Genomic DNA, 24,880 nt, shown 5'->3' on the forward strand with positions numbered 1-24,880 from the left:
GTCCTAGGTGCGTTGCAGCGGATGGCCGGGGCACCTGGCCTCGCGGGAGCCGGGGCCGGATGGCTGCACGCATTGAGGATTATGCGCTCGTCGGGGATTGCCGCAGCGCCGCGCTGATCAGCCGGCAGGGCAGCGTCGATTGGCTGTGCTGGCCGCGCTTCGATGCCGCCGCCCTGTTCACGAGCCTGCTCGGCACTGAGGCACATGGCTTCTGGAAAATTTTCCCCGAGGCCGAGCATGTCGAGACCAACTGGGCCTACCGGACCGGTAGCCTGGTGCTGGAGACCCGGCACAAGACCCGGCTGGGCGAAGTACTGGTCACCGATTTCATGCCGGTCGGCGACGGCTCCCATCTGGTACGCTTGGTCGAGGGCGTGCATGGGCGCGTCGCCATGCGGATGGAGATGGCGGTCCGCTTCGATTACGGTTCCGCGGTACCCTGGGTCTCACGCTCGGAACTGGGGGATCTGCGCGCCGTCGCCGGACCGCACAAGGTGGTGTTGCGTACCGATGTCCACCTGAAGGGCTCGGACGCGCAGACCACGATCTCCGAATTCACCGTGCATGCCGGCGAGCGGCACCGCTTCGTTCTAAGCTATGGCGCATCTCACGAGGACGATCCGACCCCGATCGAGCCGCGCAAGGCCCTCGACACGACCGACCAGGCCTGGCGCGAATGGTCGGAGCGCTGTGCGGGGGGCACGGCATGGGATCGGATGCTGCAGCGCTCGCTCCTGACCCTGAAGGCACTGATCTACGAGCCCACGGGCGGCATTGTCGCCGCGCCCACCGCTTCCTTGCCCGAGGGCCTCGGCGGCGAGCGCAACTGGGATTACCGCTTCTGCTGGCTGCGCGACTCGACGTTGACGCTGATCGCCCTGATGGATGGCGGCTATATCGACGAGGCGCGCAACTGGCTGGGCTGGCTTCTGCGGGCCGTGGCCGGCAATCCCGAGCAGGCGCATATCCTTTACGGCATTGGCGGCGAGCGGCTGTTGCCCGAGATCGAGCTCGACTGGCTTCCCGGCTACGAGAACTCGAAGCCCGTGCGGATCGGCAACGCCGCCGCCTCGCAGTTCCAGATCGACGTCTACGGCGAGCTGTTCGACGCACTCTACCAAGCCCATGCCCGTGGCCTGCCGATCAGTGAGGACGGATTACGGGTCGGGCTGGCCATCCTCGGCCATCTGGAGAAGGCTTGGCGCGATCCCGACGAGGGGATCTGGGAGGTGCGCGGCGGTCGGCGCCATTTCACCCATTCGAAGGTAATGGCCTGGGTCGCCTTTGACCGTGCCCTGCGCATGCACGAGATGCACGAGTCCGGCGCCACCGAGGAACAAGCTGCGCGTTGGCGCGCGGTCCGGGACGAGATTCACGCCGAAGTCTGTTCGAAGGGTTTCGACGCCAGGCTCAATAGCTTCGTCCAATCGTACGGATCGCAGGCGCTCGATGCGAGCCTGCTGCTCATCGCGCATACCGGCTTCCTGCCGCAGGACGATCCCCGGGTGGTCGGCACCGTCGAGGCGGTCGGCAAGGGGCTGATGCGCGACGGTTTCATCCTTCGCTACGAGACCGAGGGTCAGACCACCGACGGTCTGTCCGGCAACGAGGGGGCGTTCCTGCCCTGCACGTTCTGGTACGCGGACAACCTGATCGGCCTCGGCCGGCGGGACGAGGCGCGGGCGCTGATCGAGCGCCTGATCGGCATCTGCACCGATCTCGGCCTGGTGAGCGAGGAATACGACGTGCAAGCCAAGCGGCTTGTGGGTAACTTCCCCCAGGCGTTCACCCATGTCGCGCTCGTCAACACGCTGCTCAGCTATACGCGTGGCGAAGGACCGGCGGATCGGCAGGGTGGTAAGGCCAACGGAGCCCCTCCCGCCGTCCTTCGGCAGCGTGAAGCCGCCAAGCGGCACGCAAGAGGCGAACTGGAAGACGCGACATCATGAGCGGCGCTGACACTCCCGCCAAGGCGGGCTTCGCTGAGATCGACACGCTCAGCATCAACACCATCCGGACGCTCGCGATCGACGCGGTGCAGAAGGCGAATTCCGGCCATGCCGGTGCGCCGATGGGCCTGGCCCCGGTCGCCTACACCTTGTGGAATCACTATCTCCGCTACGACCCGGCCCATCCGCACTGGCCGAACCGCGACCGCTTCGTGCTGTCCTGCGGCCACGCCTCGATGCTGCTCTACGCCCTGCTGCACCTCGCCAACGTCGCCGAGAGCGACGGCGGCAACGCGCCGGCCGTGACGCTGGAGGAGATCAAGAAGTTCCGGCAGCTCGACAGCCGGACCCCGGGGCATCCCGAATATCATTTCACCACCGGCGTCGAGACCACCACCGGCCCGCTCGGCCAGGGTGTCGCGAACTCGGTCGGTATGGCGATCGGCGGCCGCTTCCTCGGCGCGCGCCTCAACCGGCCCGAGCTGCCGCTGTTCGACTACAACGTCTACGCCATCTGCTCGGATGGCGACCTGATGGAAGGCGTGGCCTCCGAGGCCGCTTCGCTCGCCGGCCACCTGCGGCTCGCCAACCTCTGCTGGATCTACGACGACAACACCATCACCATCGAGGGCCATACCGAGCTGGCCTTCGGCGAGGAGGTCGCGACCCGGTTCCTGGCCTATGGCTGGCAGGTGCTGCGGGTGGCCGATGCCAACGACCTGCACGCGATTGCCGGCTCCCTCGAGACGTTCCTGGCGACCAACGACCGGCCGACCCTGATCGTGGTCAAGTCGGTGATCGGCTACGGCGCCCCGAAGAAGCAGGGCACTCCCAAGGCGCATTCGGACGCGCTCGGCGAGGACGAGGTGAAGGGCGCCAAGCGCGCCTATGGCTGGCCCGAGGACGCGCAGTTCCTGGTGCCGGACGGGGTGCAGGAGAACTTCCGCGATGGGATCGGCCAGCGCGGCGCCGCCCTCTACGACGCCTGGCAGGGCCTGCTCGCCAAGGCGCGGGCGGCCGATGCCGATCATGCCGAGGACCTTGCCGCCCTGCTGGAAGGGCGCTTGCCCGACGGCTGGGACAAGGACATCCCGGTCTTCGAGCCCGACGCCAAGGGCATGGCCACCCGGGAATCCTCCGGCAAGGTGCTCAACGCCATCGCGCAGCACGTGCCGTTCATGCTCGGCGGCTCAGCCGATCTGGCGCCGTCTAACAAGTCGAACCTCACCTTCGAGGGCGCCGGCTCGTTCGGACCGTTTTCGCCGGGCGGCCGCAACATGCATTTCGGCGTGCGCGAGCACGCAATGGGCTCGATCGTGAACGGGCTCGGCCTGTCCGGGATGCGGGCCTATGGCGCCACCTTCCTGGTCTTCGCCGATTACATGCGTCCGCCGATCCGGCTCGCCGCGCTGATGGAACTGCCGATCTTCCACATCTTCACCCACGACTCGATCGGCGTGGGCGAGGATGGGCCGACCCACCAGCCGGTGGAGCAGCTGCTGTCGCTGCGCTGCATCCCGGGCCTCGTCACCCTGCGCCCGGCCGACGCCAACGAAGTGGCCGAGGCCTACCGGGTGATCTTCTCCCTGAAGAACCAGCCGGCGGTGCTCGCCCTCTCCCGCCAGCCGCTTCCGACGCTGGACCGCTCCAAGTACGGAGCGGCCGCCGGCACCGCCAAGGGCGCCTACATCCTGGGTGATAGCGACGGCACCCCGGAGGTGATCCTGATCGGCACGGGTTCGGAGGTGCAGCTCTGCGTCGGCGCCTACGAGGCCCTGAAGGCCGAGGGCGTGAAAGCCCGGGTCGTCTCGATGCCGTCCTGGGACCTGTTCGAGCGCCAGGACGAGGCCTACCGGCACTCGGTCCTGCCCCCGGCGGTCAAGGCGCGGGTGACCGTCGAGCAGGGCAGCATGATCGGCTGGGACCGTTACGCCGGAACCGAGGGTACGGTCATCGGCATGGATACCTTCGGCGCCTCGGCGCCGATCAAGGATCTCCAGACCAAGTTCGGCTTTACCCCCGACAAGGTGCTGGAGGCCGCTCGGGCGCAGCTCGCCAAGCATAAGCGATAAAGCGCGTCCCCTCCCCCTTGCGGGGAGGGGTCTGGGGTGGGGGTGGTTCAGAAGGAACCGCCGAGCCTCATCCGGCACCACCCCCACCTCCAACTCCTCCCCGCAAGGGGGAGGAGAGCAGGGCGTGATTAGGGAAGGACGAGGAACCGACATGAACGCGCTCAAGGCCCTGCACGACGAACAGGATCAGGCGGTTTGGCTGGACTTCGTGGCCCGGGGCTTCATCCAGAAGGGTGAGCTGAAGCGCCTCGTCGAGGAGGACGGCCTGCGCGGGGTCACGTCCAACCCCTCCATCTTCGAGAAGGCGATCGGCCACTCGGACGCGTACGATGCCAGTCTGAAGGCCGTGCAGGCAACCGGCGACAGCCGCGTCATCGACCTCTACGAGGGCCTGGCCATCGCCGATATCCAGGCCGCCGCCGACGTGCTGCGCCCGGTCTACGAGGCGAGCGACGGGGCCGACGGCTACGTCAGCCTCGAAGTGTCGCCCTATCTTGCGCTCGACACCGAGGCGACGCTCCACGAGGCAAGGCGCCTGCACAAGGCGGTCGCCCGCGACAACCTGATGGTGAAGGTGCCGGCCACCCCCGAGGGCATCCCGGCGATCCGCCAGCTCACGGCCGAGGGCATCTCGATCAACGTGACGCTCCTGTTCTCGCAGGAGGCCTACGAAGCGGTGGCCCGCGCCTTCATCGACGGGCTCGACGAGCGGGCCAAGGCCGGCCACGACGTGTCGAAGGTCGCGAGCGTCGCGAGCTTCTTCATCAGCCGGATCGACGTGCTTGTCGACAAGCTGCTGGACGAGAAGATCGCCGAGGCCAACGACCCCGACGAGAAGGCAGCGCTCGGCCAGCTCAAGGGCAAGGTCGCGATCGCCAACGCCAAGCTCGCTTACCAGCGCTACCGGAAGATCTTTTCCGAGGCGAAGTGGACGGCCCTGGCCGAGAAGGGCGCCAAGGCGCAGCGGCTGCTCTGGGCCTCCACGGGGGTGAAGAACAAGGCCTATTCCGACGTGCTCTACGTCGAGGAGCTGATCGGGCCCAACACCGTCAACACCATGCCGCCCGCCACCATGGACGCGTTCCGCGACCACGGCACCGTCCGGGCGACGATCGAGGAGGACGTGCCGGGGGCCGAGGCTGTGATGACCCGGCTCGCCCGGGCCGGTATCGACATCGAGGCTGTCGCCGAGCAACTGGTCAAGGAGGGCGTACAGCTCTTCATCGACGCCGCCGACGACCTCCTCGGCGCCGTGGCCGGCAAGCGCGCCGCGCTCCTCGGCCAGCGTCTGGATGGCCAGAGCCTGGTCATGGACGACACCCTCGCCGCCGAGGCGAAGAAGACCGTCGAGGCCTGGCGGGCGAGCGGTTCGATCCGCCGGCTCTGGGCCGGGGACGCCACGGTCTGGTCCGGCCACGACGAGGCGAACTGGCTCGGCTGGCTGCATATCGTCGAGGAGGAGCTGGAGAAGGCCGCCGACTACGCAGCTTTTTCAGACTGGGTGAAGCAGGAGGGCTTCACCGATGCCGTGGTGCTGGGCATGGGCGGTTCCAGCCTCGGCCCCGAGGTGCTGAGCCTGACCTATGGCCAACGCGAGGGTTTCCCGAAGCTCCAGATCCTCGATTCGACCCATCCGGATCAAGTGCGCGCCCTGGAGGCGAGCATTGATCTCGGCCGGACGCTGTTCATCGTCTCGTCCAAGTCCGGCTCGACGCTGGAGCCCAACGTTTTTCGCGACTACTTTTTGGGACGCGTGAAGGAAAAACTGGGCGACCGGGCGGGCGACCACTTCGTCGCCGTGACCGACCCGGGCTCCGACATGGAGCGCGCGGCGCAGAAGGATAAGTTCAAGAAAATCTTCTACGGCGTGAAGCAGATCGGCGGGCGCTACTCGGTGCTGTCGGCCTTCGGCCTGGTGCCGGCTGCCGCCCTCGGCCTCGACGTGAAGGCCCTGCTGGAGACCGCGCGGATCATGGTCCGCTCCTGCGGACCGGTGGTTCCGCCCGCACAGAACCCGGGCGTTCTGCTCGGCGCTGCCATGGGGGCGGCGGCGCTCGCCGGTCGCGACAAGGTGACGATCATCGCTTCGCCGGGCATCGACAGCTTCGGCGCCTGGGCGGAGCAGCTCATCGCCGAATCGACCGGCAAGCAGGGCAAGGGCCTCGTGCCGGTGGATGGCGAGCCGGCGAGCGTCCCGGCGGTCTACGGCCGCGACCGGTTCTTCATCTATCTGCGCCTCGACGGTCAGGCCCAGGAGGCCCAGGACGAGGCCCTGCGCGCCCTGGAGCGCGATGGCCATCCGATCGTCCGCATCACCCTCGATTCGATCGAGCAGCTGCCGCAGGAATTCTACCGGCTGGAGATGGCCACCGCGGTCGCGGGAGGGGTGCTCGGCATCAACCCATTCGATCAGCCGGACGTCGAGGCCAGCAAGATTGAGACGAAGAAGCTGTTCTCCGAGGCGGAAGCGAGCGGCGCCCTCCCCACGGAGACGCCTCTGTTCGAGGACGAGACCGTCGCGCTCTATGCCGACCCGAAGAACGCCGAGGCCCTGCCTCAGGCAACCAACGGCCTGGAGGCCGCGCTGAAGGCGCAGGTCGCCCGTCTGAAGGACGGCGACTATCTCGGGCTCCTCGCCTACGTGCCGCGCGACGCGAAGACCGCCGGTATCCTACAGGAGGCGCGGATTGCCGTGCGCGACGCCCGCAAGGTCGCGACCTGCCTGGAATTCGGGCCGCGATTCCTGCACTCCACAGGGCAGGCCTACAAGGGCGGCCCGGATACCGGGGTGTTCCTGCAGATCACCGCGGAGCCCACCGAGGACCTGCCCATCCCCGGCCGGGCGCTGGGCTTCACGACTGTCGTAGCAGCGCAGGCCCGAGGCGACTTCGCGGTGCTCGCCGAGCGGGGTCGCCGGGCACTGCGGGTCCACATCAAGAGCGACCTGGACACCGGTCTGAAGCGCATCGCGGCCGCGCTCCAGGCGGCGGTCGCTTAAGCATCGTTCCTCTCCCGCGCGGGGAGGAGCCGGAGGTGGGGGTGGTTGCGGATGAGGCTCAGCGGTCCCGTCTGAACCACCCCCACCCCTGACCCCTCCCCGCAAGGGGGAGGGGAAAACTCCGAGGAGATGACGACAATGCAACTCGGCATGATCGGCCTCGGCCGGATGGGCGGCAACATCGTCCGGCGCCTCCTGCGCGACGGGCACACAGCCGTGGTGTTCGACCAAAACCCGGCGGCAGTGGCCGGGCTGGTGGAGGCCGGCGCGGTCGGCGCATCGAGCCTGGAGGATCTGGTCGCCAAGCTCGAGGTTCCGCGTACCGCCTGGGTCATGCTGCCGGCGGGCGCGATCACCGAGGAGGCGGTCAAGGCGCTCTCCGACCTGATGCAGGCGGGCGACTGCGTCATCGACGGCGGCAATTCGTTCTACGGTGACGACGTACGCCGGGGGATCGAGCTGAAGGCCAAGGGCCTGCACTACGTCGACGTCGGTACCTCGGGGGGCGTCTGGGGGCTGGAGCGCGGCTATTGCATGATGATCGGTGGCGACACGGAGACCGTCGACCGCCTCGATCCGATCTTCAAGACCCTGGCGCCGGGCGTCGGCGACATCCCCAAGACGCCCAACCGCGAGGGTCGCGACCCCCGCGCCGAGCACGGCTACATCCATGCCGGGCCGATCGGCGCCGGCCATTTCGTGAAGATGGTCCATAACGGCATCGAGTACGGCCTGATGCAGGCCTATGCCGAGGGCTTCGACATCCTGAAGCACGCCAATTCCGAGGCGCTCCCGGCCCAGCGCCGCTTCGACCTGAACATGGGCGACATCGCCGAGGTCTGGCGGCGCGGCAGCGTCGTCTCGTCCTGGCTGCTCGACCTGACCGCGCAAGCGCTCGCCGGCGACGAGAACCTTCAGGACTTCTCCGGCTACGTCGAAGATTCCGGCGAAGGCCGGTGGACGATCAACGCCGCCATCGAGGAGAGCGTGCCGGCCACCGTCCTGTCCAATGCCCTGTACCGCCGTTTCCGCTCCCGCGAGCAGGAAAGCTACGCCGACAAGCTCCTCTCGGCCATGCGCAAGGGATTCGGCGGCCACCAGGAACCGAAAAAGTCGTGAGTACCGGCCGATGAGCCTTCCCACCGGCACCCATGTCCTGCCCGATCCGTTGGCGGTCGCCCGCGAGGCGGCCGAGCGGCTGATCGTGGCCTGTGGCGAGACCGAGTCCGAGCGGATCGCGATCTGCCTGTCGGGAGGCTCGACCCCGAAGGTGCTCTACGGCCTCCTCGCCGGCCCGGACTATGCCGCGCGGGTACCGTGGGAGCGGATCCACTGGTTCTTCGGTGACGACCGGGTGGTCCCCTGGGACGATGAGCGCAGCAATGTCCGGATGGTCCGCGAGGCGTTCGGGCACGGCTCCCGCATCCCCTCGACCCATCTGCACTTCATCCCCTCCGACGCGGGCGCGGAGGTCGGGGCCCGGGCCTACGAGCAGACCCTGCTCGACTTTTACGGGGCCGAAACCCTCGACCCCGTCCGGCCGCTGTTCGATCTTGTCCTGCTTGGCCTCGGTGAGGACGGTCACACCGCCTCCCTGTTCCCTGGCAAGCCGGCGGTCGATGAGACCGCGCGGCTGGTCGCCCCCGTGCCCGAGGCCGGTCTGGCGCCGTTCGTACCGCGCATCACGCTGACGCTCCCGGCCCTGGCCTCCTCGCGGCACGTGCTGTTCCTGGTCACCGGCGCCGGCAAGCGCCCTGCCCTCGCCCGTCTCGCCGCCGGGGAGGACCTGCCCGCGGGCCGAGTCGCCAGCATCGGCGACATGGCCTGGCTTCTCGACGTCGCTGCCGCTGGCTGAGCCCTGACTCCACCGTTACGGTCTGGCAAGGCGCTCGCGCTAGACCGGTCGGACAGCTGCGCGGTCCGACCGCGTCGCGGGGGCGGTCCCATGCCACGAAGGGCCAGATGCGCGCGGGCACCGTCGTCCTCTACACCGATCAGCCCACCCGCCGCGCCGACCTCTTGCGCGCCCTCGAGCCGTTCGCGCCCTGCACGGTGCTGGACGCCGCCGCCTCGGCGCCCGTCGGATCCTGTCTTGCCCTGGTCGTCGACCTCGACCTACTCCAGCCGTCCCCGCTCGTCGGACTGCGGACGCTGATCGCCGCCTCCCCGGCCCTGCCGCGGATCTTCCTGATGCGCAGCATGGGCGCCCGCAGCCTCTCAGCGGCGCGCGGGCTCGGCGCCCGCCTCTGCCTGCCGGAGGATACGCCGGTGGAAACCGTGGCCGAGGCGCTGCGGGCGCAGCTATTGCCCACGGCTGCCACCGCGAAGCCCGTCGCGCGCGGCAACTCTCCGCTGGTCGTCCAGGCCGCCGACAAGGCCGGCGCGGTCATCGCCAACCTGCTCGATGCCGCACGAGACTCGGGCACAGTCGATGCCGCCCTGGTCAATGACGGCCTGGAGCCGATCCTCGGGGCGATCGGCCAGGGTGGCCTGACCTCTTGGCTCGACACGGTGCGCGCCTACGACGACGCCACCTATCAGCATTGCCTGCTGGTGGCGGGCCTTGCCGCGACCTTCGCGATCGACCTCGGTTTCTCGGCAGCCGACCGCCAGCAACTCGTGCGCGCCGCTCTGGTCCATGATGTCGGCAAGGCCAAGATCCCCCTCGCGATCCTGAATAAGGCCGGTCCCCTGGACCCGGTGGAGCGGGCGGTGATGCGCACGCATGCCGCCCTGGGTCACCAGATCCTGGTCCAGGCCGGAGGCTTCGACGACGCCGTATTGAAGGTGGTGCGCCACCATCATGAATTGCTCGACGGTTCGGGCTATCCGGACGGCCTCTCCGGCGACGCCATCGACGACATCGTCCGCCTGATCACCGTCTGCGACGTCTACGCCGCCCTGGTCGAGCGCCGTCCCTACCGGGCCCCGATGCCGGCCGCCGAGGCCGTGAGGATCCTCCACGGCATGGACGGCAAGCTCGACCGAGCCCTGGTGCGCGCCTTCGAGCGCTCCGTCGCGGGGTCCTGACCGACGCTGCTGGGTGCCGAAGCACGCCGGCCCCTTTCTCCCGCGCCGTCCTTGCGTGCGCAGCGAAGCAACCCAGGGAAACGCCACCTTCGGAGATCACGCGCCGCACCGGGTTGCTTCGCTGCGCTCGCAACGACGGTGGTTGAGCGGCGCACGGATCGATTGGCCTCGCATATAGCGGGATGCCATACATTGCGCCTCTGGAGCGAGATGGGCCAACGCCTGACGCATCTCGTCCGTTGGGAGAAATGTAATTTCGCCGGCATGCCATTTTGCGCAATCGCATTGCTTGCTCGGGCCCTTCTTGCGCGAACTTCGCAACCCGTCTCCCGCACCTCCACGCTAGGCTTCGTCCAGCCTGACGGAGCGCATCTGAGGAGATCGCGAATGACCCCGCTGACCCATCCGGCCGAAGTCGAGGCGATGCTGGCGGATCTCGCGCTTGCAGCCCGGCGCTCTTCGGACGCCTACCTGGCTTCTGCCCGGACGACCCTACTCAATATCCTGGTGCGGCCGGACTTGCTGGACCGGACGCGGCTCGTCGCGCCGCCCGGGGGGCTCGGCCGCAACCTGCTGTTCGGCAACCGAGCGCTCAGCGTCTGGGCCATGGTGTGGAGCCCCGGTGCGGTCACGCCCGTGCACGATCACCACTGCTCCTGCTGCTTCGGCCTGCTCAGCGGCAGCCTGCGCGAGACCTGGTATCGCCCGATCAGCGAGACGCACGCGGTCGCGACCCTGGATGTGGTTCGCAGCCCGGGCTACGTGGCCTGCATGATGCCGTCGGGACCGAACCTGCACCGGATCGCCAATGATGGCCCGGACCCGGCGATCTCGATCCATGTCTACGGTTACGATCACCGGGAGCAGGCTTCCTCGATCGACCGCACCTACGCGATCGCGGAGGGGTGACGTGACACCCACGCCGTCATTGCGAGCGGAGCGAAGCAACCTAGGGAAACGCCAGCGTTCTGAGACCGCCCGCGACACTGGGTTGCTTCGCTATGCTCGCAATGACGGTGGAAGCGGTCACCGATCGTCCAACCCGTAACCATCACTCCATGTAGATCGTCGGCACGGCAGTCGTATACTTCATCTCCTCCATAGCGATGGAGGAGGACAGGTTCGAGAATTCGAGCTTGGCGATGAGCCGCTGGTAGACGGCATCGTAGGTCTCGATGTCGGGTACGACGATGCGCAGCAGGTAGTCGATCTCGCCGGTCAGGCGCCAGGCCTCGACGATCTCCGGGAAGCCGGCGACCACCCGGCGGAACGCGTCGGACCAGTCGGCCGCGTGGCGGGGTGCCTTCACGGCCACGAACACCGTGGTCGGCACGTTGACCTTGCGCCGGTCCACCAGGGCGACCCGGCCGCGGATCACGCCGGCGGCCTCCAGCTTCTTAACCCGGCGCCAGCACGGCGCTGCGCTCACGCCGACCCGCTCAGCCAGCTCGGCGACCGGCAGTGTCGCGTCCTGCTGGAGAACGTCCAGGATTTTTCGGTCCACCGCGTCCATGCGAAAGCTGCTCCCGCGCGGGGTTCGGGCTGCCCGAGCTACAGGAAGAAGTGCTTCGAGAGCTTCAACCCCTGGGCCTGGTAGTTCGAGCCGGCCCCCGCTCCATAGAGTGTCTTGGGGACCGCCAGCATCCGCTCGTAGACGAGCCGGCCGACGATCTGGCCGTCCTCCAGCAGGAACGGCACGTCGCGGGAGCGGACTTCGAGCACCGCGCGGGCGCCCGCCCCGCCGGCTCCGGCATGGCCGAAACCGGGATCGAAGAATCCGGCGTAATGCACACGGAACTCGCCGACCAGCGGATCGAACGGCACCATCTCGGCGGCGTGGTCCGGGGGGACCTGCACCGATTCTTTCGACGCCAGGATGTAGAACTGGCCGGGATCAAGGATCAGGGCGCCCGAGCCGTCGGCCGCCAGGGGCTCCCAGAAATCCACCGCCCGGTGGCGGCCCGGGGCGTCGACATCGACAAGTCCGGTATGGCGCTTCGCCCGGTAGCCGATCAGGCCATCGAATCCGGACAGGTCCACCGAGACCGCGAGGCCGCCCTGGAAGGACGGGGCGTTGGAATCGACCAGGGCCGAGCGCAGGTGCAGCTGGCCGAGTTCCGTTTCGGTCAGCCGCGGCGACCCCTGGCGGAAGCGGATCTGCGACAGGCGCGATCCGGTCCGGACCAGCACCGGGAAGGTGCGCGGCGAGATCTCCGCGTAGAGCGGCCCGGTATATCCGGGCTCGACTTGGTCGAATGCCTCGCCGCGGTCGGTAATCACCCGGGTGAACACGTCGATCCGGCCGGTGGAGCTCTTCGGGTTCGCGGCCGCCGCAAGGTTGCCCGGCAGCGCTAGGCTCTCCTGCAATTCGGCGATGTAGACGCAGCCCGTCTCCAGTACCGCGCCGGGGCGCAGGTCAATCTTGTGCAGTGACAGACGCTCGACGCAGGCCTGGACCGTCCGGGTCGCCCCCGGAAGGAAGCTGGTGCGGACCCGGTAGGCGGTCGCGCCGAGGCGCAGGTCGAGGCTCGCCGGCTGGATCTGGTCGCCCGCAAAAGCCTCGGCCACTCGGATACCACCAGCCTGCGCCAACGCGGCGATCGCCTCGGCCGGCAGGATGCCGGAGAGGGTCCCGGCGCTCGAATCGGTGGTGCCCGACTCGGCGGCCTGCTTGCCTGCGCCCGCGTTCATCGCGCCTCGACTCCTTCGCGCGCCTCCGGGTGGATCCGCGTCCGGATACGTTCTCCGCCGGGACTGGCTAATGTCGGCTTAATCGGGTGCGCGAGGCGCCCGGCGCCGCACTCGGATCCCATCGAATGGGCCTGCGGCATCATCCACGCGAGGTAGTCCGCCGCAATTGACGGGGATTTCACCGCCTACTACCACCGCCTGTGAAGCGTGTTCAGTTCGTTTTCATCGAATCGCACCGTTCGAAGAAGGGCCTTATAGGGCGATGTACAAGGCCGAGACGCGGGGAATTCGTGTGACCGTTCAGCCGCGCTTCGTCGAGGAAGAGTCCTCGCCGAACGAGAGCCGATACTTCTTCGCTTACACGGTCGAGATCGTGAACACCGGCAGCGAGCAGGTGCAGCTGCGCTCCCGCCACTGGCGCATCATCGACGGCCATGGGGCCTGCCAGGAAGTGCGCGGCACCGGTGTGGTCGGCAAGCAACCCGTGCTGGAGCCGGGCGAGTCCTTCTGCTACACGAGCGGCTGCCCGCTCAACACGCCCGATGGCTTGATGGCTGGCAGCTACACCATGGCGACAGTGGCCGGCGAAAGCTTCGAGGCCGAGATTCCCGCCTTCTCCCTCGACAGTCCGCACGTCCGCCGAAGCCTGCACTGAGGTTCCGGTTCCGGGGCCTCGCTCCGGAGGGATCCATGTCTGGGAACGGCGAGCGGCTCAGTCCGCTCGACATGCTCGCCCGCCTCGTGTCGTTTGATGCCGAGAGCGACAGGTCGAACCTCGCCCTGATCGATTCCGTCTGCGCCTATCTCGACGGTTGGGGTGTCCCCTACCTGCGTTTGCCGAACGCCGCCGGCGACAAGGCGGCGCTGTTCGCCACGATTGGTTCGATGATCGAGGGCGGTGTCGTCCTCTCCGGCCATACCGACGTGGTCCCGGTGGCGGGCCAGTCCTGGACCAGCGACCCCTTCACCCTGCGCATCGCCGACGGCCGGGCCTATGGCCGCGGCGCGGTCGACATGAAGGCCTTCGACGCCTTGGCGCTGGCGCTCGTGCCCGACATGCTGGCGGCTAATCTCAAACGGCCGATCCACATCCTGCTGTCCTACGACGAGGAGACCACCTGCCTCGGCTCGATGGACGCGATTACGCGGTTCGGCGCCGACCTGCCGCGCCCCGGCGCCGTGATCGTCGGCGAGCCGACCGGGATGGAGGTGGCGGACGCGCACAAGAGCATCGTCACCTGCCTGACCACGGTTCACGGCCATGAGGCCCATTCCGCCCGGCCGGCTCTGGGGGCGAACGCGGTGGCGGCGGCCTGCGAACTGGTCGCCGGCCTCAACCGGATCGCCGATCGGATGATCGAGCGCGGCGACGCGTCGGGGCGGTTCGATCCGGCCGCGACCACAATCCATGTCGGGACGATCCAGGGCGGCACGGCGCGCAACATCCTCGCCAAGGAATGTCGCTTTCACTGGGAGTATCGCGGCCTGCCGGATCTCGACCCGGGCGAGATCCCACGCCTGTTCGCCGAGGAGGTCGAACGGGTGACGCGCGAGCGCCTGAACCGCTACGGTGATTACGGGCGAATCGAAACGCTCGAGGAGGTCGATATTCCGGGGCTCGCCCCCGAACCCGGATCCGAGGCCGAACGGCTGTGCCTACGGCTCGCTGGACGCAACCGCACCATCGCGGTGCCCTACGCCACTGAGGCCGGGCGCTTCCAGCAGGCGGGGATCCCGACGGTCGTGTGCGGACCGGGTGACATTGCCCAGGCCCACCAACCCGATGAATTCATCACCCTCGACGCGCTCGACAAGGGCGAGCGGTTCCTGAGGGCCCTGATCGAGGCTTACGCGTCATGAACGCGCTCACCGGCATCACCATCAAGCTGCGACCGCTCGAACGCGAGGACCTGCGCTTCGTCCACCAGCTCAACAACAACGACAGCATCATGCGCTACTGGTTCGAGGAGGCCTACGAGTCCTTCGCCGAACTGCAGCAGCTCTACGAGCGCAACATCCACAACCAGACCGAGCGCCGCTTCATCGTGGCCGATCCGACCGGCGAGCCCGCGGGGCTGATCGAGCTCGTCGAGATCAACCACCTGCACCGGCGCTGTGAATTCCAGATCGCGATCCACCCGAGCTTTCAGGGCCGGGGCTACGCTTGGCAGGCAACGCGGATCGCCATGGATTATGCGTTCAGCGTCCTCAACATCCACAAGCTGTACCTGCACGTGGACCGCGACAATGCGCGAGCGGTGCGCATCTACGAGCGCTGCGGCTTCCACCCCGAAGGCGTCCTGAAGGACGAGTTCTTCGTGAACGGCCGCTATCGTGATGCTGTGCGGATGTGCCTGTTCCAGCCCGATTACCTCAAGAACCGCGGCCGCGGCGACATCGCCGAACCGGTGCTGAAGGTCTGAGCGAAACCACGCGGAAGGGGTCGCCCAGGCCCATTCGTGTTTCCGGGGCGACCCGGCGGGCGAGCTCCGCATGCGGCGCTGCCCGCCCGGTGATCTTGTTGCCGGCCTGCGCGCTCCCGCCTACTCCCCATGGAACCGCTACTGATTCGGCTGTCCGCCGATCTCGGCCTCGACCTCTTGTGGGTCGAGATCGTAGCGGCGGGAGCAGAATTCGCAGGTGATGACGATGCGGCCGTCATCCGCCACGATGTCCTGGCGCTCCTGCGGCGAGAACGAGCGGATCATACCCATCACCCGCTCCCGCGAGCAGCGGCAGGCCTCCTGCACCGGCTGGCGGTCGAACACCCGCACCCCGCGCTCATGGAACAGCCGGTAGAGCAGGCGCTCGCTCGACACGCTTGGATCGACCAGTTCATGATCCTCCACAGTGCCGACGAGGGAGCGCGCCTCGACCCAGGCATCGTCCTCGACGGCCTGCCCGGACAGGTGCGTGTGGCCCTCCGGGATGTCGCCCGGCGGAAGGTCAGCCAGGCGGGCGCGGTCGATCGACTGGGGCAGGAACTGCACGAGCAGGCCACCGGCGCGCCAACGGCCGGTGCCCTCTTCCACCGCTTCGGCCACGGCGAGGCGCACCTGCGTCGGGATCTGCTCGGACTGGCGAAAATACTGGTGCGCGGCTTCCTCCAGGCTCTGGCCTTCCAGCGCGACGACACCCTGGTAGCGGCTGGCCGCAGAGCCCTGGTCGATGGTCATGGCCAGATGGCCGGCACCGATCAGGTCGGCATCCTTCAGGGGGCGCTCACCCAGGGCGGCGACCCGTTCCGCGTCGAACCGCGCGGTGGCGCGCAGGCGGTCGGGCGCCTCGAAATCGACCACGATCATCGCCACCGGGCCGTCGGTCTTGGTCTGGAGCTGGAACCGGCCTTCGAACTTGAGCGACGAGCCGAGCAGCACCGTCAGCGCGGCGGCCTCGCCCAGGAGCCGGGCGACCGAATCGGGGTAGCCATGGCGGCGCAGGATCGTGTCCACCGCGGGACCGAGCCGGACCAGGCGCCCGCGCACGTCGAGGGCCTCGCCCTCGAAGGGCAGGACGGCATCGTCCGCGCCGTCGTGGCCGTTGCCGACAGGTTGCCCGGCTTGCGTCTGGGATTGCGACTCTGGTCCTGAGGTCATGCCCGCTCCGATCGATACGTCCGGCTCCTGCGGCGGCCGCTCCGACGTGCCGGGGCGCAGATCCCGCTCCGGCGAGGAGCGAGATGGCGTGAGGAACAGGGCCCGTCCGGAACGATCTGATCCCTCACCCCGCCCGCGCCCGCACGGGAGAGGGGGCGCATCGCGCCACATCCGTCGCCGGGATGCTGCCATCCGGCAGCCGTGATGGGGATACGGGCCGCAAACGCCACCCGCTTAGACGCATATGGGGCGCGATGCCGGAAAGCGCGAGCCCGGGATCAGGGCGCCTCCGTGCCGAGGCACCAAGCCAAGATCCCTTTCTGCGCATGCAGGCGGTTCTCGGCTTCGTCGAACACCACGGAGCGCGGCCCATCCATGATCTCGGCGGTGACCTCCTCGCCGCGATGGGCGGGCAGGCAGTGCATGAAGATCGCGTCCGGGTTGGCGGCCGCCATCAACTTAGCGTTCACCTGGTAGGGGTTCAGCAGGTTGTGGCGGTGACCTTCGTCGTCGTCGCCCATCGAGACCCAGCAATCCGTCACCACGGCGTCGGCGCCCTTCACAGCCGCGAAGGCGTCGGTGGTGACGGTGATGTTCGCGCCCTCGCCCTTCGCCCAGGCGATCAGGCCAGGCGGCGGCGCGAGCTCGGGTGGGCTGGCGATGTTCAGGCTGAAGTCGAGCCGTGCGGCGGCGTGGACCCAGCTCGCCAGGACGTTGTTGGAATCACCCGACCAGGCCACGGTGCGGCCCTTGATCGGCCCGCGATGCTCCTCGAAGGTCATCACGTCGGCCATGATCTGGCAGGGATGCGAGACCTTGGTCAGGGCATTGATCACCGGCACGGTGGCGTGCTCGGCCAGTTCCAGCATCTGACCATGATCGAGGATGCGGATCATGATCGCGTCGACGAAGCGCGACAGCACCTGAGCCGTATCGCCGATGGTCTCGCCGCGGCCGAGCTGCATCTCGGAGCCGGTGAGCATCAGGGTCTCGCCGCCGAGTTCGCGCATCGCCACGTCGAACGAAACGCGGGTCCGGGTCGAGGGCCGGTCGAACACCATTGCCAGGGTCTTGCCCACCAGCGGGCGCTCGACGGCGCGCTCGCCCTTGCGGCGGCGCGCCTTCATGGCGGCGCTCGCGTCCAGCACCGCGCGCAGGTCCGCCCCGGAGAAGTCCTTGAGGTCGAGGAAGTGGCGGGGGCCGGCACCCTTCAGGTGCGGGGCTGGGGCACGCGCCCGGCCGTCAATCTGGGCTTTCATCGCGTCACGTTCGCTAGAGCCTGCTCCACGATCACCTGATCATGAACGACACTCTATCTCCTAGTGGGGGCATTCTCGTCACGCACGGCGGGGATCGACCGCACCCGAAAATGCTTCGCACCGCCCCGCACCGGAACGCGGCGCAGGGCGGTGATTCTTGTACAGCGGGATCCAGCTGCTATTCGGCCGCTCCGCGCAGGGCCTCGAAGGAGGAGGCGGCCTGATCGAGCCGCCGCACCGCCTCGTCGATCTCGCTGTCGCTGACGATCAGTGGCGGCAGCAGGCGAACGATGTTGTCGCCAGCCGGGATCACCAACAGGTGGGCGGCCCGGGCGGCGGCGGCGAAATCGGTGTTCGGGACGCCGAGCTTGAGGCCGAGCATCAGTCCCTCACCGCGGATCTCCTGGATCACGTGGGGATGGCGGTCGCGTAAGGCAGCGAGCTTCTGCTTGAGCAGGAGCCCGGCATGGGCAACGCGGTCGAGGAAGCCGTCCTCCAGCACCACGTCCAGCACGGCATTGCCGACTGCCATGGCGAGCGGGTTGCCGCCGAAGGTCGTGCCGTGGCTGCCGGCGGTCATGCCACGGGCCGCCTCGCGGGTGGCGAGGCAAGCGCCCATCGGGAAGCCGCCGCCAATGCCCTTGGCGACGCTCATGATGTCGGGGGTGATGCCGGACCATTCATGGGCGAACAGCTTGCCGGTTCGCCCGACGCCGGTCTGGACCTCGTCCATGATCAGCAGCAGGCCATTCGCGTCGCAGATCTCGCGCAGGCGGCGTAGGTCCGCATATGGGATCACCCGCACGCCCCCCTCGCCCTGGATCGGCTCGATCATCAGGGCGGCGGTCTCCGGGCCGATCGCTGCCTCCAGCGCGTCGTAATCGCCGGCCGGGACCTGATCGAAGCCGTCGACCTTGGGGCCGAAGCCCTCGATGTATTTCTGCTGGCCGCCGGCCGCCAGCGTCGCCAGGGTCCGCCCGTGGAAGGCGCCCGCGAAGGTGACGATCCGGTAGCGCTCCGGATTGCCGCCGGCCGCGTGGTACTTCCGGGCGATCTTGATCGCCGCCTCGTTGGCCTCGGCCCCCGAGTTGCAGAAGAACACCACGTCCGCGAAGGTCGCGTCCACGAGGCGCCGGCCGAAGCGCTCGCCGCCGGGGATCTCGAACAGGTTCGACGTGTGCCAGATCCGGTTCGCCTGCTCCGTGAGCGCGCCGACGAGATGCGGATGGGCGTGACCGAGGCCGTTGACCGCGATGCCGGCGCCGAAATCGAGGTATCGCTCCCCGGCTTCCGTCACGAGCCAGGCGCCCTCGCCGCGCTCGAAGGCGAGCGGCGCGCGGACGTAGGTCGGCAGAAGGGCTGACGTCACGGATCCCGTCTCCGTATCTTAGAAAGGCCCGGAGCAAGCCATAGCCGGCTCCAAATGAAAGTGCCGCCTCGTCATGGGCGGCACGCGCGCGATTACTATGAATCGACCGCCTCCTGTCAACGTTGCACGGACCATGCCGCGCGCACGGCCGCTCCGCGCGATGCTTGCGCGAACCGAATTTCGCGGTGCCTGAATGGGCTCGTCCCCCTGGCCCATCCTCTTGCGCGGCGGGGGGCGGTCATGCTCCAGCTCGCGCAGATTCGAGTCAGCGCGGGAGAATCGCATGAGCACGATCAAGGACCGTCTCGAGAAGCTTGGCCTCACCCTGCCGAAGGCGGCGGCACCGGTCGCGAACTACGTGCCGTTCGTTCGCACCGGAAACCTCGTGGTCATCTCCGGCCAGGTCTGCTTCGGTGCGGACGGGACCATCGCCCCCGAGCATAAGGGCAAGGTCGGCGGCAGCGTCTCGCCCGAAGCCGGCAAAGCGGCCGCCCGGCTCTGCGCCCTCAACGTCCTGGCCCAGCTCGAAGCCGCAGTGGGCGATCTCGATCGCGCGTTGGAGCAATGCGTGCGGCTGGGCGGCTTCATCAACGCCGCGCCGGGTTTCTCCGCTGTGGCCGGGGTCATGAACGGCGCCTCCGACCTGATGGTCGAGCTTCTGGGCGATAGCGGCCGCCATGCCCGCTCGACGGTGGGTGTTGCGGAACTGCCCCTCGACGCCGCGGTCGAGGTCGAGGCGATGTTCGAGGTCCGTTAGGCGTGGCTGCTCCCGACTGGCTTACCGCGTGGCCGATCGCCCATCGCGGGCTGCACGACCGGGCGGCGGGCCGGCCGGAGAACACCCTGGCCGCCGCCCGCGCCGCCATCGCGGGCGGCTTCGCCATCGAGTGCGACGTGCAGCTGAGTTCCGACGGCGAGGCGATGGTGTTCCACGACGCCGCCCTCGGCCGGCTGACTGAGGCGAGCGAGGCGATCGGGACCAAGTCCGCCGCCGAGCTTGGGAGCCTGTCCGTGGCCGGGACGTCGGAGAGGATCCCGACGCTCAAAGAATTCCTGGCGGCGGTGGCCGGGGCGGTGCCTGTCGTGGTCGAGGTCAAATCGCGGTACGACGGCGATCCGCGGCTGGCGATCCGCGCCGCCGAGATCGCCGTCACCTATGCTGGTCCGGTGGCGGTGAAATCCTTCGATCCGCAGGTGGTCGCAGCACTCCGCGACCTGTGCCCGCCGGCAATTCCCCGCGGGATCGTAGCCGAGACCACGCAGGATGATCCAGCCTATGCTGCCATGCCCTGGGCGACGCGTCGGGCTCTGTCCAATCTGCTGCATTTCTCGGAGTCGCGGCCGGACTTCCTGTCCTGGCGGGTCGATGACCTGCCCTGCGCGCCGACCTACCTGTGCCGGCTCCTCAGCCGCATCCCGGTGATGGCCTGGACGGTGCGGACCGAGGAACAGCGTGCCCGCGCTGGCACGCATGCGGACCAGATGGTGTTCGAGGGGTTCGTGCCGTGACCGGTGCGGCCGGGGAGCGCCGTCGGATCGCCAGGCGCCGCCTTGGGCTGGGCTTGTCCGCGCGCGATGCGACGGTTCCAGTGGCGCATCCGCCTCGATCTAGGGTGGCTTTCGACATGACTCAGCTTTCGCCCAGCGAAACGGCACGCCGCGCAGTCTTGAGCGAAATACGCTGACAGCGTAGACAGCCCATGGACTTCGACTGGGATCCGGCAAAGCACGCGACGGTGTTGTCTAAGCGCGGCTTCAGCTTCGCCGACGCCGTTGCGATCTTCGGCGGTCCGGTCCTGGTCCGGCGGGACGACCGGCTGGATTATGGAGACGATCGGCACATCGCCGTTGGCTGCGTCGGCGCCGATTTCATCACGGTCGTCTACACCGACCGCGGTGCGGTGCGGTGGATCATCACGGCCTGGAGATCCAACCGCAAGGAGAGAGCGGCATGGCAAAGATCAGTCTCGCCGACGCCCTGAACCGGCCCTCGACCATCGATCGCGCGAAGCTCGACGCCACCGCGGAGGGCGAGATCCGGGCTCACATGATCGAGGATGGCTTCGACCCGGATGAGCAAATCCCGGATGCGGCTTGGCGCGTCGAGCGCCCGCCGGCCGAGATCCGGCAGCGCTTCGGGCTGACGCAGGAGCGCTTCGCTGCGTTCATTGGCGTGCCGCTGGCGACCTATCGGAACTGGGAGCAGGGCCGGACATCGCTGCCCAGCGGGATCCGGGCCCTGTTCGACATTTTGGATCGGGAACCCGAGGCATCCCGGCGGGCTCTGGGGCATAAGAAAGAAGCAGCTTGAGTTTCATCTGTCACCCATCTGACAAGGCCGCTGGCCAGCCGCGCGCATCCGCCCGCTTGCCCCTCTGCCTGCCCCGGCTAGATTGAGCCCATGAAGCAAGAACCCGGGCCGGCGCCGGAGACCCCCACGCTTACCGTGCGGGCGATCACCGGCTTGAAGGAGATCGGCGCGGCGGCCTGGGATGCCTGCGCGTTCTCCCCCGAGACCCTCGCGGCGGGCGACGAGACCCACAATCCGTTCGTCTCGCACGCCTTCCTGTCGGCGCTCGAAGAGTCCGGCTGCGTCTCGCGCAAGACCGGCTGGCTGCCGCTCCACGTCATGGTCGAGCGCGACGGCACGCTGCTCGGCGTGGCGCCCTGCTATCTGAAGTCGCACAGCCAGGGCGAGTACGTGTTCGATCACGGCTGGGCCGACGCCTACGAGCGAGTCGGGGGCGCCTATTATCCGAAGCTCCAGGTCAGCGTGCCGTTCACACCTGTAACCGGCCCCCGCTTCCTGATCGCCCCGGGTGCCGATCCGGACGAGGCCACCGCCGGCCTCGTCGCGGGGCTGCGGGCGCTGCGGGGCGAGACCAAGGCTTCCTCGATCCACGTCACATTCATGCGCGAGGCCGAATGGGACCGGGCCGGGGCTGCGGGCTTCCTGCAGCGCACCGACCAACAGTTCCACTGGGAGAATGCGGGCTACGCGAGCTTCGAGAACTTTCTCGAAGCGCTCGCGTCCCGGAAAAGAAAGAACATCCGCAAGGAGCGGCGCGATGCGCTGGCGCCGGGGATCAGCGTCGAGCACCTCACCGGCGCCGACATCACCGAGGCCCATTGGGACGCGTTCTACGCCTTCTACATGGACACGGGCGCGCGCAAATGGGGGCGCCCCTACCTCAATCGCCGGTTCTTCTCGCTCCTGTCCGAGCGCATGGCCGACCGGGTGCTGCTGATCATGGCCCGCCGGGACGGCGCCTATATCGCCGGGGCGATCAACCTGATCGGCGACACGGCGCTCTACGGGCGCAACTGGGGTTGCACCGAGGATCACCCCTTCCTGCATTTCGAGATCTGCTACTATCAGGCGATCGATTTCGCGATCGCGCGCGGCCTCAAGCGGGTCGAGGCCGGGGCGCAGGGGGAGCACAAGCTCGCCCGCGGCTACAAGCCGGTGCTGATGCACTCCGCCCACGACATCGCCGACCCGGCCTTCCGTCGGGCGGTGGCCGATTACTTGCAGCGGGAGCGCGCCCACGTCGCCGAGGCGGTGGACGATCTCGATACGCTCACGCCGTTCCGGCGGACGGACGAGGTCCGCGCGCCCGGAGCCTGCGACGATGCGGCAGAACCCGCACGACCCGCCCCCGAGAGCCCGAACACATGAGCCCGATCGACCACATCAAGACCTATGCCGACGAGCTGACGGCCCTGCGCCGCGACTTGCACGCCCACCCCGAGCTGGGCTTCGAGGAAGTACGCACCTCCGGCATCGTCGCCGAGCTTCTGGAGAAGTTCGGTTGCGAGGTGCATCGCGGCGTCGGCGGCACCGGGGTGGTCGGGCTGCTCAAGGGCCGCACCGACAACGGACGGCGGATCGGCCTGCGCGCCGACATGGATGCCCTGCCGATGGATGAGGAGACCAACCTCCCCTATCGCTCGACCTATCCCGGCAAGATGCACGCCTGCGGCCATGACGGGCACACGACCATGCTGGTCGGCGCCGCCCGTTACCTCGCCGAGACCCGCAACTTCGACGGCACCGCGGTCTTCGTGTTCCAGCCGGCCGAGGAGGGCCGCGGCGGCGCCCGGGCGATGCTCAAGGACGGGCTGTTCGAGAAATTCCCCTGCGACGAGATCTACGGCCTGCACAACCAGCCGGGCGGCCACGGGCGGATCAAGCTGCGCCCCGGCCCGGTCATGGCGGCGGCCGACTTCTTCGACATCCACATCCGCGGCACGGGCGCCCACGCGGCCCAGCCCCATGGCGGCAACGACCCGATCATCATCGCCACCGGCCTCGCCCAGGCGCTGCAGTCGATCGTGTCGCGCAACGCCGACCCGCTGAAGTCGATCGTGCTGTCGATCACCCGGATCGAGGCGGGCACCGCCTACAACGTCATCCCGGAAACGGCGCATCTGGCCGGCACGATCCGTACCTTCGACAAGGAGATCCGGGCGCTGGCCGGCACCCGCATGCACGAGATTGCCGCTGGCTTCGCGGCTGCCTACGGAGCCGAGATCAAGGTCGATATCCAAGACATGTTCTCGGTGCTGGAGAACGCTCCCGAGCAGGCGGCGGCCGCGACTGCGGTGGCGACCGAGCTGCTCGGGCCCGAGAATGTCGAACCGAACGCCGTGCCGAGGATGGGCAGCGAGGATTTCGCCGACATGGCCCAGGCGGTCCCAGCCGCCTATGTCTGGCTCGGCTCGAACCCCGGTCCGGGCCTGCACAACGCCAGCTACAACTTCGATGATTCAATCATCCCGATCGGCAGCGCCTTCCTGGCCCGAATGGTCGAGAGCCGCACGGCCGCCTGATCCGGCGCCTCACTCCGCTGCGGTCGCCACGCGTGACCGCAGCGTCGCCAGGGCGCGGGTGAAGAGCGCGGGCTCGTCGAGTGCCCGTGCGAGCACGATCGCACCCTGGATCTGCGCGACGATGTCCTCCGCCAGCGCCACGCTCGCCGAGTCGCTATGGCCCGCCCGCCGCAGGGCACCGGCCAGGGCGTCGACCCAGCGGGCGAAGTAGCCGCGCACCGCCTCGGCGAACAGGTCGCGGCTCGTACCGAGCGCCAGGACCCCGACTAGGCAGACCCGCCGCCCGGACCGGAAGTAGTGGTCGACGGACTCGAACATGTCCGAGATTGCCGTCTCTGGCGGATCCTGTTCGCGCAGCGGCCGATACAGGTGTGACTCGAACCAGGCGTCGATCTCCGCGATCACGCAGGCCGCCATCTCGGCCTTGCCGCCCGGGAACAGGTGATACAGGCTGCCCTTGCCGAGGCCCGTCGCCGCGCTGATCAGCGCCAGGCTGGTGCCCGCATAGCCGTGCTCGCGAAACACTTCCGCGAGCGCCGGCACCATGTCGCTCCGCGTCGTCACTGCGCCTAAAGGCCGAGATCGCTCAGGCCCGGATGATCGTCGGGGCGCCGGCCGAGGGGCCAATGGAATTTCCGGTCGGCCGCCGCGATCGGTAGATCGTTGATGCTGGCGATCCGTCGCTGCATCAGACCGTGCGCGTCGAATTCCCAGTTCTCGTTGCCGTAGGAACGGAACCACTGTCCCGTCGCATCGTGCCACTCGTAGGCGAAGCGCACGGCGATCCGATTGCCGCTGAAGGTCCACAGTTCCTTGATCAACCGGTACTCGAATTCATGCGCCCATTTGCGCTCGAGGAAGCCCACGATGGCCTCGCGCCCGGTCAGGAACTCGCTGCGGTTCCGCCAGACACTGTCCGGCGTGTAGGCGAGCGAGACCCGCTCGGGATCGCGCCCATTCCAGGCATCCTCGGCCATCCGGGCCTTCTGGGCGGCGGTCTCCTCGCTGAAGGGCGGGAGGGGCGGGCGTTCCGACATGGGCATGTCCTCGCGAGTTTGTACCGATCGGTACAGGGATGGACGC

Annotated in this window: 23 protein-coding genes; 16 read left to right on the top strand and 7 right to left on the bottom strand. The window is 68.3% G+C overall.

The annotated features are described in order from the left end of the window. The first annotated feature begins 59 nt into the window (after positions 1-59). The 7 genes from AO398_RS07330 to AO398_RS07360 all read left to right on the top strand — a co-directional run bounded on the left by AO398_RS07330 (position 60) and on the right by AO398_RS07360 (position 10,958). Positions 60-1,949, top strand: a complete 1,890-nt coding sequence (locus AO398_RS07330) for a glycoside hydrolase family 15 protein (RefSeq protein ID WP_058191371.1) — start codon at positions 60-62, stop codon at positions 1,947-1,949. Then, positions 1,946-4,021: a transketolase gene (gene tkt, locus AO398_RS07335; RefSeq protein WP_058191372.1), complete on the top strand. Its 2,076-nt coding sequence runs from the start codon at positions 1,946-1,948 to the stop codon at positions 4,019-4,021. The genes AO398_RS07330 and tkt overlap by 4 nt, the downstream gene beginning before the upstream one ends. 151 nt (positions 4,022-4,172) lie before the next feature. Continuing rightward, positions 4,173-7,019: a bifunctional transaldolase/phosoglucose isomerase gene (locus AO398_RS07340; protein ID WP_058191375.1), complete on the top strand. Its 2,847-nt coding sequence runs from the start codon at positions 4,173-4,175 to the stop codon at positions 7,017-7,019. Positions 7,020-7,157: 138 nt separating this feature from the next. Beyond that, the gene (gnd, locus tag AO398_RS07345) at positions 7,158-8,138 is read left to right on the top strand and encodes a phosphogluconate dehydrogenase (NAD(+)-dependent, decarboxylating) (protein ID WP_058191382.1); all 981 of its coding nucleotides are present in this window, start codon (positions 7,158-7,160) and stop codon (positions 8,136-8,138) included. Positions 8,139-8,148: 10 nt separating this feature from the next. Next, positions 8,149-8,874: a 6-phosphogluconolactonase gene (gene pgl, locus AO398_RS07350; RefSeq protein ID WP_058191384.1), complete on the top strand. Its 726-nt coding sequence runs from the start codon at positions 8,149-8,151 to the stop codon at positions 8,872-8,874. Between the two features lie 107 nt (positions 8,875-8,981). Continuing rightward, positions 8,982-10,049, top strand: coding sequence for an HD-GYP domain-containing protein (locus AO398_RS07355; RefSeq protein WP_058191388.1), 1,068 nt, complete (start codon positions 8,982-8,984; stop codon positions 10,047-10,049). Between the two features lie 387 nt (positions 10,050-10,436). Further along, a complete protein-coding gene (locus AO398_RS07360; RefSeq protein ID WP_058191393.1) occupies positions 10,437-10,958 on the top strand; it encodes a cysteine dioxygenase family protein in 522 nt (173 codons plus the stop codon). Positions 10,959-11,100: 142 nt separating this feature from the next. On the opposite strand, the gene AO398_RS07365 is transcribed toward AO398_RS07360, so the two are convergent. Both AO398_RS07365 and AO398_RS07370 read right to left on the bottom strand, forming a co-directional pair. Continuing rightward, a complete protein-coding gene (locus AO398_RS07365) occupies positions 11,101-11,562 on the bottom strand; it encodes an Lrp/AsnC family transcriptional regulator (protein WP_058191394.1) in 462 nt (153 codons plus the stop codon). A 38-nt stretch (positions 11,563-11,600) separates the two neighbouring features. Beyond that, positions 11,601-12,740 carry a 2'-deoxycytidine 5'-triphosphate deaminase gene (locus AO398_RS07370; RefSeq protein ID WP_058191396.1) on the bottom strand — a complete coding sequence of 380 codons (1,140 nt, stop codon included), beginning with the start codon at positions 12,738-12,740 and terminating at the stop codon, positions 11,601-11,603. A 262-nt stretch (positions 12,741-13,002) separates the two neighbouring features. On the opposite strand from AO398_RS07370, the gene apaG reads away from it, so the two are divergent. Genes apaG through speG form a run of 3 tightly spaced genes read left to right on the top strand, consistent with a single transcriptional unit; the run spans position 13,003 to position 15,163 of the window. Further along, a complete protein-coding gene (gene apaG / locus AO398_RS07375; RefSeq protein ID WP_007562424.1) occupies positions 13,003-13,395 on the top strand; it encodes a Co2+/Mg2+ efflux protein ApaG in 393 nt (130 codons plus the stop codon). Positions 13,396-13,430: 35 nt separating this feature from the next. Beyond that, entirely contained in the window at positions 13,431-14,600 is a 1,170-nt protein-coding gene (gene argE / locus AO398_RS07380; RefSeq protein WP_058191399.1) for an acetylornithine deacetylase, read from the top strand. Between the two features lie 14 nt (positions 14,601-14,614). Continuing rightward, entirely contained in the window at positions 14,615-15,163 is a 549-nt protein-coding gene (gene speG, locus AO398_RS07385) for a spermidine N1-acetyltransferase (protein ID WP_280139118.1), read from the top strand. Positions 15,164-15,301: 138 nt separating this feature from the next. Here speG and AO398_RS07390 read toward each other — a convergent pair whose 3' ends face one another. The 3 genes from AO398_RS07390 to AO398_RS07400 all read right to left on the bottom strand — a co-directional run bounded on the left by AO398_RS07390 (position 15,302) and on the right by AO398_RS07400 (position 18,964). Further along, positions 15,302-16,336: an Hsp33 family molecular chaperone gene (locus tag AO398_RS07390; protein WP_082643168.1), complete on the bottom strand. Its 1,035-nt coding sequence runs from the start codon at positions 16,334-16,336 to the stop codon at positions 15,302-15,304. A 278-nt stretch (positions 16,337-16,614) separates the two neighbouring features. After that, complete coding sequence (gene argF / locus AO398_RS07395; RefSeq protein ID WP_058191401.1) at positions 16,615-17,595, bottom strand: ornithine carbamoyltransferase; 981 nt, start codon at positions 17,593-17,595, stop codon at positions 16,615-16,617. 178 nt (positions 17,596-17,773) lie between these two features. Continuing rightward, positions 17,774-18,964 carry an aspartate aminotransferase family protein gene (locus tag AO398_RS07400; protein WP_058191402.1) on the bottom strand — a complete coding sequence of 397 codons (1,191 nt, stop codon included), beginning with the start codon at positions 18,962-18,964 and terminating at the stop codon, positions 17,774-17,776. Between the two features lie 283 nt (positions 18,965-19,247). On the opposite strand from AO398_RS07400, the gene AO398_RS07405 reads away from it, so the two are divergent. The 6 genes from AO398_RS07405 to AO398_RS07430 all read left to right on the top strand — a co-directional run bounded on the left by AO398_RS07405 (position 19,248) and on the right by AO398_RS07430 (position 23,797). After that, positions 19,248-19,721, top strand: coding sequence for a RidA family protein (locus AO398_RS07405; protein WP_058191403.1), 474 nt, complete (start codon positions 19,248-19,250; stop codon positions 19,719-19,721). A gap of 2 nt (positions 19,722-19,723) precedes the next feature. Beyond that, positions 19,724-20,473 (top strand): glycerophosphodiester phosphodiesterase family protein, encoded by a 750-nt coding sequence (locus tag AO398_RS07410; RefSeq protein WP_058191408.1) that lies wholly within the window; start codon positions 19,724-19,726, stop codon positions 20,471-20,473. Between the two features lie 191 nt (positions 20,474-20,664). Beyond that, positions 20,665-20,946: a BrnT family toxin gene (locus AO398_RS07415; RefSeq protein WP_058191410.1), complete on the top strand. Its 282-nt coding sequence runs from the start codon at positions 20,665-20,667 to the stop codon at positions 20,944-20,946. Then, positions 20,916-21,275 (top strand): helix-turn-helix domain-containing protein, encoded by a 360-nt coding sequence (locus AO398_RS07420; protein ID WP_058191411.1) that lies wholly within the window; start codon positions 20,916-20,918, stop codon positions 21,273-21,275. Before AO398_RS07415 ends, AO398_RS07420 begins: the two co-directional genes overlap by 31 nt. Before the next feature lie 90 nt (positions 21,276-21,365). Further along, positions 21,366-22,643 (top strand): GNAT family N-acetyltransferase, encoded by a 1,278-nt coding sequence (locus tag AO398_RS07425; protein ID WP_058191412.1) that lies wholly within the window; start codon positions 21,366-21,368, stop codon positions 22,641-22,643. Next, positions 22,640-23,797 carry a M20 aminoacylase family protein gene (locus AO398_RS07430; RefSeq protein WP_058191414.1) on the top strand — a complete coding sequence of 386 codons (1,158 nt, stop codon included), beginning with the start codon at positions 22,640-22,642 and terminating at the stop codon, positions 23,795-23,797. The genes AO398_RS07425 and AO398_RS07430 overlap by 4 nt, the downstream gene beginning before the upstream one ends. Positions 23,798-23,806: 9 nt before the next feature. Here AO398_RS07430 and AO398_RS07435 read toward each other — a convergent pair whose 3' ends face one another. Both AO398_RS07435 and AO398_RS07440 read right to left on the bottom strand, forming a co-directional pair. Then, complete coding sequence (locus AO398_RS07435; protein WP_058191418.1) at positions 23,807-24,343, bottom strand: TetR/AcrR family transcriptional regulator; 537 nt, start codon at positions 24,341-24,343, stop codon at positions 23,807-23,809. A 23-nt stretch (positions 24,344-24,366) separates the two neighbouring features. Next, entirely contained in the window at positions 24,367-24,834 is a 468-nt protein-coding gene (locus AO398_RS07440; protein WP_058191419.1) for a nuclear transport factor 2 family protein, read from the bottom strand. Positions 24,835-24,880: the final 46 nt, after the last annotated feature.

It is taken from the genome of Methylobacterium sp. GXS13, assembly GCF_001455965.1.
GTDB lineage: Bacteria > Pseudomonadota > Alphaproteobacteria > Rhizobiales > Beijerinckiaceae > Methylobacterium.